Source organism: Mesorhizobium sp. M7A.F.Ca.CA.002.09.1.1 (assembly GCF_003998555.1).
Classification (GTDB): Bacteria; Pseudomonadota; Alphaproteobacteria; order Rhizobiales; family Rhizobiaceae; genus Mesorhizobium; species Mesorhizobium ciceri.
This window is the reverse complement of record NZ_RZRR01000124.1, coordinates 1-8,919: the sequence shown is the minus strand read 5'-3', so window position 1 is coordinate 8,919 and position 8,919 is coordinate 1. Positions and strand designations below refer to the sequence as shown.

Annotated in this window: 12 protein-coding genes; 5 read left to right on the top strand and 7 right to left on the bottom strand. The window is 63.0% G+C overall.

Annotated elements, in window-relative coordinates:
* The 3 genes from EN994_RS08235 to EN994_RS08225 form a co-directional block, all read left to right on the top strand.
* A partial coding sequence (locus EN994_RS08235) for a DCC1-like thiol-disulfide oxidoreductase family protein (RefSeq protein WP_127307478.1) occupies positions 1-235 on the top strand: 235 nt, incomplete at its 5' end.
* A gap of 159 nt (positions 236-394) precedes the next feature.
* Positions 395-1,081, top strand: a complete 687-nt coding sequence (locus tag EN994_RS08230; RefSeq protein ID WP_063168775.1) for a PadR family transcriptional regulator — start codon at positions 395-397, stop codon at positions 1,079-1,081.
* Between the two features lie 112 nt (positions 1,082-1,193).
* A complete protein-coding gene (locus EN994_RS08225; RefSeq protein WP_024505488.1) occupies positions 1,194-1,493 on the top strand; it encodes an HlyU family transcriptional regulator in 300 nt (99 codons plus the stop codon).
* Between the two features lie 97 nt (positions 1,494-1,590).
* Here the strand turns inward: EN994_RS08225 and EN994_RS08220 are convergent, their stop codons facing one another.
* The 6 genes from EN994_RS08220 to EN994_RS08195 all read right to left on the bottom strand — a co-directional run bounded on the left by EN994_RS08220 (position 1,591) and on the right by EN994_RS08195 (position 5,440).
* Positions 1,591-1,800 carry a hypothetical protein gene (locus tag EN994_RS08220; protein ID WP_013530154.1) on the bottom strand — a complete coding sequence of 70 codons (210 nt, stop codon included), beginning with the start codon at positions 1,798-1,800 and terminating at the stop codon, positions 1,591-1,593.
* Positions 1,801-1,893: 93 nt separating this feature from the next.
* Positions 1,894-2,529: an outer membrane lipoprotein carrier protein LolA gene (locus EN994_RS08215; protein WP_063168774.1), complete on the bottom strand. Its 636-nt coding sequence runs from the start codon at positions 2,527-2,529 to the stop codon at positions 1,894-1,896.
* 56 nt (positions 2,530-2,585) lie between these two features.
* Complete coding sequence (locus EN994_RS08210; protein WP_013530156.1) at positions 2,586-2,849, bottom strand: YMGG-like glycine zipper-containing protein; 264 nt, start codon at positions 2,847-2,849, stop codon at positions 2,586-2,588.
* 118 nt (positions 2,850-2,967) lie between these two features.
* On the bottom strand, positions 2,968-3,354 hold the full coding sequence (locus EN994_RS08205; protein ID WP_082826532.1) for a hypothetical protein: 387 nt from the start codon (positions 3,352-3,354) through the stop codon (positions 2,968-2,970).
* Between the two features lie 298 nt (positions 3,355-3,652).
* A complete protein-coding gene (locus EN994_RS08200; protein WP_063168772.1) occupies positions 3,653-4,855 on the bottom strand; it encodes an MFS transporter in 1,203 nt (400 codons plus the stop codon).
* Positions 4,856-4,981: 126 nt separating this feature from the next.
* A complete protein-coding gene (locus EN994_RS08195; protein ID WP_063168771.1) occupies positions 4,982-5,440 on the bottom strand; it encodes an Lrp/AsnC family transcriptional regulator in 459 nt (152 codons plus the stop codon).
* Between the two features lie 170 nt (positions 5,441-5,610).
* On the opposite strand from EN994_RS08195, the gene EN994_RS08190 reads away from it, so the two are divergent.
* Positions 5,611-6,345, top strand: a complete 735-nt coding sequence (locus tag EN994_RS08190) for an AzlC family ABC transporter permease (protein ID WP_013530159.1) — start codon at positions 5,611-5,613, stop codon at positions 6,343-6,345.
* The gene (locus EN994_RS08185; RefSeq protein ID WP_013530160.1) at positions 6,342-6,641 is read left to right on the top strand and encodes an AzlD family protein; all 300 of its coding nucleotides are present in this window, start codon (positions 6,342-6,344) and stop codon (positions 6,639-6,641) included. The genes EN994_RS08190 and EN994_RS08185 overlap by 4 nt, the downstream gene beginning before the upstream one ends.
* A 6-nt stretch (positions 6,642-6,647) precedes the next feature.
* Here EN994_RS08185 and EN994_RS08180 read toward each other — a convergent pair.
* Positions 6,648-8,919 (bottom strand): polynucleotide kinase-phosphatase (locus EN994_RS08180; RefSeq protein WP_127307477.1); only part of this gene is annotated, 2,272 nt, incomplete at its 5' end.

Here is an 8,919-nt window from a genome sequence, read left to right as displayed (position 1 = left end):
AGCCGGATTTGGCGCGTCGCTTGAGGATATCCGCCGCCGGCTGCACGCCACCGATGCCGAGGGCCGACTGCTGGTCGGCGCCGATGTCGCCATCGCGGTATGGAAGGTCACGCCGGGCGAGGGCTGGTTGGCGACGCTGTTCGGCAATCCGGTTGCCTTGCCGCTGACACGCTTTGCCTACGATCGCTTTGCCGATCTTCTCTATGCCTGGAACCGGCGCAAGGGGCGCTGGTAGCCGAATTTATCGGTGGCCGCCGTTCGCAACGAAGCGGCCGAGACTGGAAAATCGAGCCCGCTGGTGCTGCATTCAGATACATCGTAAGATATATCTTGACTCCATCGATTGACTTGCCTAATTAAGATATATCGTACGATACAACTCAAGGAGCAATCAATGCACAAACACAATCATTTCGGGCGCGGTCATTTCGGCGAGCGCATGTTCATGCACATGGCCGGCAAATTCGGTGGCAGAGGGGGCGGCGGCTTTGGCCCGTTCGGCCACGGCGGCCGTGGTGGCGGGCGCGGCGGTCCGGGCGACATGTTCCGCGCCGGACGCATGCTGGCCGACGGCGACCTCAAGCTGATCACGCTGTCGCTGCTGGCCGAAGCGCCGCGTCACGGCTACGACATCATCAAGGCCCTGGAAGAGCGCACCAGCGGCATCTACAGCCCGAGCCCGGGCGTGGTCTACCCGACGCTGACCTTCCTGGAAGAGGCCGGCTATGCCGCCTCCGCCGCCGACGGTAACAAGAAGGTGTTTTCGATCACCGAGGCGGGCCAGGCGCATCTCGCCGACAACCGCGAGATGATCGACGGCGTGCTCGACCATCTCGAGCGCTTCGGCCGCAAAATGGCCAAGGCGCGCGACTGGTTCGGCTGGAACGACGAGAGCGAAGAGGGCGGGCGTCGTGGCGGCCGCGGGGATCGTTCGGAAGCGCGCGACGAATTCCGCGCAGTCCGTCACCGGCTGCGCGCGGCTCTGGGCGACTTCGTCGACGCCCCGGCCGACAAGCAGGCCGAGGCCATCGCCATCCTCGAAGCCGCCGCCGAGGCGCTGGAAGCGCTGTCGCACAAGTAAGCTCGTCCAGCCGACCGGACGCAGCCCTTGCCCGCTGGCCCAAGGACCGATAGTGAAATTCATCCCGCGTCACTCTACATGGTGCGGGATGAATGCTGTTGGAGGAAGTCCGATGTCTTTTCTGAAGCGTCTTTTCGGCGGTGGCGGCGGCGGAACCCAGACGGCTGAGCCGACGAGTGCAGCGCCAGCCAAGCAGGTCGAGCACAAGGGCTTTCTGATCAGCGCCACGCCCTACAAGGCCGATGGCCAGTACCAGACCTGCGGCGTCGTCTCCAAGGAGATCGACGGCGTGGTGAAGGAACACAAATTCATCCGCGCCGACCGCTTTGCCGGGCTCGATGACGCCGTCGACATCTCGATCAAGAAGGGCATCCAACTGGTCGACGAGCAGGGCGATCGGGTTTTTGGGTAAGGGCCGGACCATCGCCACACCGAGCGCCCCTTAGCCGCCCGGGCCTTGCGCCACGATAGACCTATCGCTCAGGGGTTGACGTGCGACCGCCAGCGGGTCAATTCGTCCTGGCGGGATCGATCGTCATCAGGCGTGCCCTTGCCTCGATCAGGTGCCTTTGCGCGGCCCTTATCCGGCTGCACAATGCCAGATTGAGGGCGACGCCACCTTCCTCATCCAGCAAGTCGTTCGCGCACTTCAAAGAGTGCTCAGCTCTCCTTATACGCAGTCTGGCTTTGGCCGCTTCCATGCTGTGAATTTCAATCATTGCGCCGCGTCCTTTGCGGTTCCGGTCCCTTCATGGACTAAACCGCTGATGATCGCATTGGTTCCGGCCCAGGGAATATGCCCGCGGCTTCGGCTATTTCGTTGTCGTGTTGAATTCACGGTTTGCCGTGTAATCGATCACGAAGGTACCCTCGGGAGCGCGAACGCCCTGCTTCACATTTGATATAGTCACCGTTGTGGTAAGTCCCTTCTCGTCGGTGAGGCTCCATCTGCGCAGATCGAGAGATTTACTGTCGAACACCATGGAGATGCTCGAATTGCCGAAGGTCGATCTGTCGGCCAGCTTGACGGTAACTTGGGCGCCATCGTCCCTGATGCTTTTCACGCGATTGCCGGAGAAGTCGACCTTATTGTCGAGCAGCAGCTTAAGCGGCGTCTTCGAGAGAGCATAAAGCCGCGATGTCTTCAGCTTTCTGTTATAAACCACCAGGGATTTGCCATCTGCAATCACGCTGATCCCTGATTGGCCTGCATAGTTGAATCGGATCTTGCCGGGGCGTTGTAGAAAAAACCTGCCACGGGTCCTCTCCGCATTTGGACCCGACTGGACGAAGTCCCCGGACATGGACTTTACCGATGAGAGGTGATCGGCAATCGTCTTGCCATCAACAGGCGCGGCGGAGATCGCGGCGGTGGATGCCGCATACATCGCGGCAGCGCTGGCAACGGCGAACCAGCAACCCAGCAGTACTTTGATCCGATAGCCCATCGCTTATCCCACCTCCGGAGCAGGCGCGTGATCGAAAGAGATCACGCGCCTCCAGGTCAGTAACCCTCCGGGCATCGTGCAACGTAAACCCGGCCATACTGATCGCGATATCTGCACTGGCCGGCTTCGCTGGCGTGCCCGATGACGGCCCCGGCTATCGCGCCAACCGCACCGCCAACAACCGCCCCTTGCACAGGATCGCCGGCCACCGCGGCGCCTACCGCTGCGCCACCCAAGCCGCCGACGGCAGCGCCTTGTTCTGTACGGGAGCACGCCGAGAGCGGAATGAGCAGGCTCAAAATGAGCAGCGTCTTTTTCATTGGTTCTCTCCTGGGCTACTATTAGCCAAAGCTTAAATGCTCAAGAAAGCTTTTCGATCCATCGTGGGTTGCCTGTCCGTCAAGCGCCGGGCCGTGGCGGACCCGTGTGCCCTCCGGCTCAAACGCCTGCAATCGCCAAAAGCCAGGCCAGGATATCGAGCAGCAGAAACAGCAGCGCAATCTGCAGCGCCACCCGCAGCCGCTGGATAATTCGCCAGTTGCCGGCCATGTCCGCCTTGATGCGAAGCGCAAGCGCGCGGCGCATGGCCGACATCGTCGTCGGCCTGTCGCCGTCGACATATTGATCAAGCAACTCTTCGGGATCGAAGCGGAATGTGTATTGGTGGTAGGGCCAAAGCATGAAGACGATCAGCCCGCCAATGCCGAACAGCAGGGCCACCGCAATCCAGTCCCAAGGCCCAAGCCCGTTGGAAAGGGCCGCACCGCCAAGCAACGAGTTTGCGAAGGCGGTGGCGAAGACAAGGCTGCCGGCGCGGCTGCTCATGTTCTCCACAAGGGTTTGCTGTTGCGTGAGACCTCTCACTGCTTCCTGATAAATGAATGCAAGACGCGGATCGTCGTCGGTAACAGCGCTTGCGGCAATTCTGTTGCTTTCGCTTCCACTCGGATGTTCGACCATCAGGGTGTCCTCTCTGGCGTGGACTGGATGCGCGAGCTCAGTCGAGATCGCTTGCCTGCAAACGTTGGCCGTAAGCTGCCTCGCGCAAGGGGGAATCCGCAGTGAACCGAACGGGCCAGGCTGATTGCGCGCCTGGCCAGCAAGGTGTGGAAATCGACGCGGACTAAGCCGGCTGCAACTCCCTGCGCGGTAGCGGCGGAAACGCGATGGCGATGCCGACCGCGCCGAGCCCGATAAGAGCCGAGCCGATGAACAGCCAGGAATAGTTGGCGTAGGCGTCGAACACCATGCCGCCGGCAAGCGGGCCCAGCGCCATGCCGAGGCTGGACAGCATGGTGGCGGCGCCGAACACGGTGCCGAGGATGCGCTGGCCGAAATATTCGCGCGCCAGCACCGCATAGAGCGGCATGACGCCGCCATAGGTGGCACCGAAGATAACGGCCAGCATGTAGAACTGCTCAAGCCGGCTGATCGAGAGATAGGCGGCAATGACGATCGCCTGGATCGCCAGGCCCGCGATCAGCACCGGCTTGACGCCCAGCCGGTCGGCCAGCACGCCGTAGAAGAGCCGGCCGCCGAGGCCTGCCAGGCCTTCGACACTGTAGATCGAGACCGCTGCCATGGGGGCGACGCCACACAGCATGGCATAGCTGACCATATGGAAGATCGGGCCGGAATGCGCCGCACAGCAGGCAAAGAAGGTCAGCCCCAGCACGATGAACTGCGGTGAGCGCAGCGCCTTGCCGACCGTCAGGCCGGCGCCTTCGGCAACCGGCGCGGAGCCGGTATCGGCCATGACGGGCTTCGGTGGTTGGCGCACCAGCAGCACCGCCGGCAACAGCAATAGCCAGGCGGTAATGCCGATATCGAACATGGCGGTGCGCCAGTCATAGGCGGAGATCAGCCAGCGGGCGAAGGGCGAAATCGTCATCGGCGCCACGCCCATGCCGGCCGAGACCAGCGAGACGGCGAGGCTACGGTTGGTGTCGAACCAGCCTGTGGTCAGCGCGATCATCGGCGCGAAAAAGGCGCTTGCCGCGAGGCCGACCAGCACGCCATAGGTAATCTGGAAGCTCAGCAGCGAACCGGCCCGGCTGGCCAGCACCAGCGCCAGCCCGAGCAGAACCGCGCCGGTCATCACGACGATGCGGGCGCCAAAACGGTCCGATATCGCGCCCCAGGCGAAGCCGCCAAGGCCCATCACCAGGAAGTTGAGCGTCATGGCGCTCGAAATGCCGGCGCGCGACCAGTTGGTGTCGATCGCCATCGGCTCGAGAAAGATCGCCAGCGAAAACATCGTCCCGATGGCGACACAGGACATCAGCGCGCCAGCCGCGACGATGACCCAACGATAGGAAAAGCTCATTCAAATCTCCCATGCCAGAGGGCAGCGCTCAGCGCTGCTTGCATCCGAAGGACGCCGGCAGCGAGGCTGATCCTACAATCCGGTTGCATTTTTTATCCAGTCTGGCCCGACGCCGTTTTCAGCAGATCAGACCGGCAGTTCCGACGTGTATTTGATCGTTTGGCTGGGGACGTCGGTCTTGACGTTCTGCACGCCCTTGATGCGGCTCAGATGCTCCGACTGGAAGCGGCGATAGTCGTCGATGCCGGCCGCCACCACGCGCACCATGGCGTCGCAATCGCCGAGCATCAGATAGCACTCCATCACCTGCGGCAGCTTGGCGACTTCGGTGGCGAAATGCTCGATCGTGTCCTCGTCCTGCGTCTTCAGCCAGATGCGGGTGAAGAAGGTCAGACCCTTGCCGATGCTGGCCGGGTTGAGCACGGCGACGTAGCGGTCGATGACACCGGCTTCCTCCAGCAGCTTCACGCGACGCAGGCAAGGCGATGGCGACAGCCCGACCTCATTGGCCAGATCGTTGTTGGCCATGCGGCCGTCGCGCTGCAGCGCCCGCAGAATCCGCTTGTCGATCTCATCCAGCTTCATGGCTACAGATTCCATCTATTCGAAAATTTGTAACATAAAATGCCAGAACTCGGCGAAATACAACAATCTCCGCAACCAAATTGCGGACCGATTTCGGTATGTTTGCTGCCGACATCAGTTGATTTCAAACGCAGAGAAGCGGCGGCCGCGAGGTCAGCCGATGAAGACACATGAGCATTTCACAGGCAGTCGAGACGGTGGCAGATGGTTCGAAATCCGAATTCCGCCGTGGCGTGGCGTCCTGCGCGCCGGTGCTGTTCGGCACCATCCCCTATGCGCTGGTGCTTGGCGCCCAGGCGACGCAGAAAGGCTTGAGCACGGTCGAACTGTCTGCCATGACAGGGCTGAACTTCGCCGGCGGTTCGGAGTTCGCGGCGATCCAGTTGTGGACGTCGCCGCCGCACATCGTGCTCATCGTCGCCATCACCTTCCTGGTCAACAGCCGTCACCTGCTGATGGGGGCGGCACTGGCGCCGTTCCTGCGCGACCTGCCACGGCGCAAGGTGTTTCCGGCGCTTTTCCTTATGTGCGATGAAAGCTGGGCGCTGGGCTTGGCCGATGCCAAACTGCGTGCTGCAGCCGGCATCACGCCGGCCTTCAGCCCGCGCTACTATATGGGCGCGGCGCTGGCGATGTATCTCACCTGGGTGGCCTTCACCACGCTGGGTGCCTTGCTCGGTCCGATGCTTGGCCATGTCGAGACCTATGGTTTTGACATGGCGTTCCCGGCTGTCTTCCTGGTGCTGATGCGCGGCATGTGGACGGGTATGGCGGCGGCGCGGCCCTGGCTGGTCAGCCTGGTCGTTGCAGCACTGGTCTATCTCTTCGTTCCCGGTGCCTGGTATGTCGCCGCCGGCGCCATGTCGGGTCTGGTCGCGGCCTGGCTGATGGCAGGTGATGCATGATTGATGCCGTGACCCTTCTCACCATCGTGCTGATGGCCGGCGTCACTTATCTGACGCGGATCGGCGGCTATGTCGTCCTACGCAACCGCACGCTGGGCGCCCGTGCCACGGCTGTGATGGAAGCTGCGCCCGGCTGCGTGCTGATCTCTGTCATCGCACCGGCCTTCGTATCGAAGTCCCCGGCGGATCTTCTGGCGCTGGCTGTTACTCTGGCAGCCGCCACGCGGTTTTCCATGCTGCCGACCGTGCTGATCGGGGTCGCTTCGGCGGGGTTGCTCAGGCATTTCATTGGGTAGTCTAGACTACAGCCTTGGATCTATTGGCTCGCTCTCCAGCGCCAGGACGCCGAAAACACACTCGTGGACACGCCGTAGGGGCTGCCTGGCGACAAACCGCTTCAGCGCCTCGTGACCGAGCGCGAACTCCCGGAGCGCCAGACTACGCTTGCCACCTAAGCCTCGTTCCCGCAGGCGCACGAGATTGTCCGGTGCGTCGTATTCAGGGCCATATATGATGCGCAGATACTCCCGGCCGCGCACCTTCAGCGCCGGCTGGATAACCCCCTTCTTGTTCCGGCTGACGAAGTCGCGCGGCTTCACCACCATGCCTTCGCCGCCCGAGCCGGTCAGCGTCTCCCACCAGGCAACAGCCTCGGCACAAGCGCCGGCGTCGGCCAGATCTACCACCCGCCATTGTGTTCGCGTTACCACGCCGGCAGCCAGGCGCTCTGCAAGTGTCATGTGCCAAACGTGGTCATGATCGAACCAGACACGTCCCTCGCTGGCGAGCAGGTGGAATGGTGCGACCTTCAGGTCCTCGATGCCCGAGACAGGCCACACGTAAGGCGCCCAAGCGGTAGCGTATCTGGCCGCGCGCGCGGCCCGGTCCTCAAGGCGAGCGTCCAGCGAGGCCGCATCGATGCCACGCGCCATCGCACGGGCCAGCGCCTCGCGACTGGCTTGGAGGCCTGCGGCCGCAGACGTCGCTACTGGTGCATACTGGCTTTCAATCAGGCTGCTGGCCTTGGCCGACCAGGGCATGATCTCGGCGTCCAGCAGCAGCCAATCGCTGTTCAATTCCTTCCATAGGTCCACAGCCTCGACTCTGGCGCGGAGGCGGGCGAGCAGGCCCTCCGTCATGCCAGTGCCGTTGAAAAAGGAGCGTCCGGTCCGGGTCCAGATCGCGCCGGTCTCGTCGCCAGGGACCCCGAACCGGTCGCGCGCCGCCTGTGCGTCTCGGCACAGCGCGATGACTGCCCGCGAACCCATGTGCTTCTCCTCGCAAACGATTTGGGTGACGCCACGCTCGCGGAAATGGGCGAAGGCCTCCTCGGGGCGCTCCAGCCAGCCGCTTTGGCTGCTGGTCTCCGATGGCGACATCGTCGGTGGCAGATACATCAACCACTGCGGCGACAATGCGAAACGGCTCATCACCTCAAGTGCTGCCGACGCGTTCTCCTCGGCCACAACGACCCGGCCCCTCAGTTCGGTCTCGATCCAACGTCGACCAGAGACATCCTCATAGTCGAGCACCCCGTCGGCGTCGGCCTGTGCCGATCTGCCCAGACCGGAGGATCCACCTAGTGGGCGCACCGGTTCGGACCAAGTCTGGATTGCCGGCACCTCGACCAGTTCGCGTTCCGGCCAGCGCAAGGCCGTCAGTTTGCCGCCGAACACGCAACCGGTGTCGATACACAGCGTGTTGTTGACCCATTCGGCCGACAGCACCGGCGTGTGCCCGTAGACCACGGCGGTCTTGCCGCGATAGGCGGCAGTCCAATCGGCACGGACGGGCAGGCCGAATTCGTCGATTTCGCCAGTGGTTTCGCCATAGAGGGCGAACTCGCGCACAGCGCCGGAGCCACGTCCGATCATCTCTTCCTTGAGGCCGGCATGGGCGACGGCGAGGCGTCCGTCATCCAGCCAGACGTGGCTGCGCAGGCTGTCGAGGAAGGCCGGCAAAGCCTCTCGCAGGCCGCGATCCTGAGCGTCCAGCTGATCGATGGTTTGTTGCAGGCCGTGGGCAATCGTCACCTTGCGGCCCTCCAGCCAGCGGCTGAGCTTGCGTTCGTGATTGCCCTGGACACAGTAGGCGGCTCCGGCCGCGACCATGCTCATGGCGATGCGCAAGGTGTCGGGCACGTTGGGACCGCGATCGACGAGGTCGCCGACAAAGACGATCTTGCGGCCTTCCGGCGGTGTCACAGCGACGATTCGTTCGCCATGATCCTCGGACCAGGCGACGCTGTAACCGAGTTGAGCGAGCAAGGCCTGAAGTTCATCGGCGCAGCCGTGGATGTCGCCTATGATATCGAACGGACCGTGGTGGTCGCGCTTGTCGGTCCACAATGGCTGGCGCGTGACCCTGGCGGTGTCGATACTGGCCTCGCTGGTAAGCTTCCAGACCTGGCGGAAACCTTCGCGTTGCAGCCCGCCGAGGCCCTTGCGAATTTCGGTGGTCATGCGCTGGACCACGCCGGCGCCGAACGGCCGGTCGGGTCGCAACGCGTTGCGAGCGACGCAGACGTCGACACCTGGATCGATGACCACGGCGACCGGCAAGGTGTGCCACTTG

Excerpts from the sequence above, each read along its gene's own strand:
- EN994_RS08230 (WP_063168775.1), top strand. The coding sequence starts at position 395 with ATGCACAAACACAATCATTTCGGGCGCGGTCATTTCGGCGAGCGCATG.
- EN994_RS08225 (WP_024505488.1), top strand. The coding sequence starts at position 1,194 with ATGTCTTTTCTGAAGCGTCTTTTCGGCGGTGGCGGCGGCGGAACCCAG.
- EN994_RS08220 (WP_013530154.1), bottom strand. The coding sequence starts at position 1,800 with ATGATTGAAATTCACAGCATGGAAGCGGCCAAAGCCAGACTGCGTATA.
- EN994_RS08215 (WP_063168774.1), bottom strand. The coding sequence starts at position 2,529 with ATGGGCTATCGGATCAAAGTACTGCTGGGTTGCTGGTTCGCCGTTGCC.
- EN994_RS08210 (WP_013530156.1), bottom strand. The coding sequence starts at position 2,849 with ATGAAAAAGACGCTGCTCATTTTGAGCCTGCTCATTCCGCTCTCGGCG.
- EN994_RS08205 (WP_082826532.1), bottom strand. The coding sequence starts at position 3,354 with ATGAGCAGCCGCGCCGGCAGCCTTGTCTTCGCCACCGCCTTCGCAAAC.
- EN994_RS08200 (WP_063168772.1), bottom strand. The coding sequence starts at position 4,855 with ATGAGCTTTTCCTATCGTTGGGTCATCGTCGCGGCTGGCGCGCTGATG.
- EN994_RS08195 (WP_063168771.1), bottom strand. The coding sequence starts at position 5,440 with ATGAAGCTGGATGAGATCGACAAGCGGATTCTGCGGGCGCTGCAGCGC.
- EN994_RS08190 (WP_013530159.1), top strand. The coding sequence starts at position 5,611 with ATGAGCATTTCACAGGCAGTCGAGACGGTGGCAGATGGTTCGAAATCC.
- EN994_RS08185 (WP_013530160.1), top strand. The coding sequence starts at position 6,342 with ATGATTGATGCCGTGACCCTTCTCACCATCGTGCTGATGGCCGGCGTC.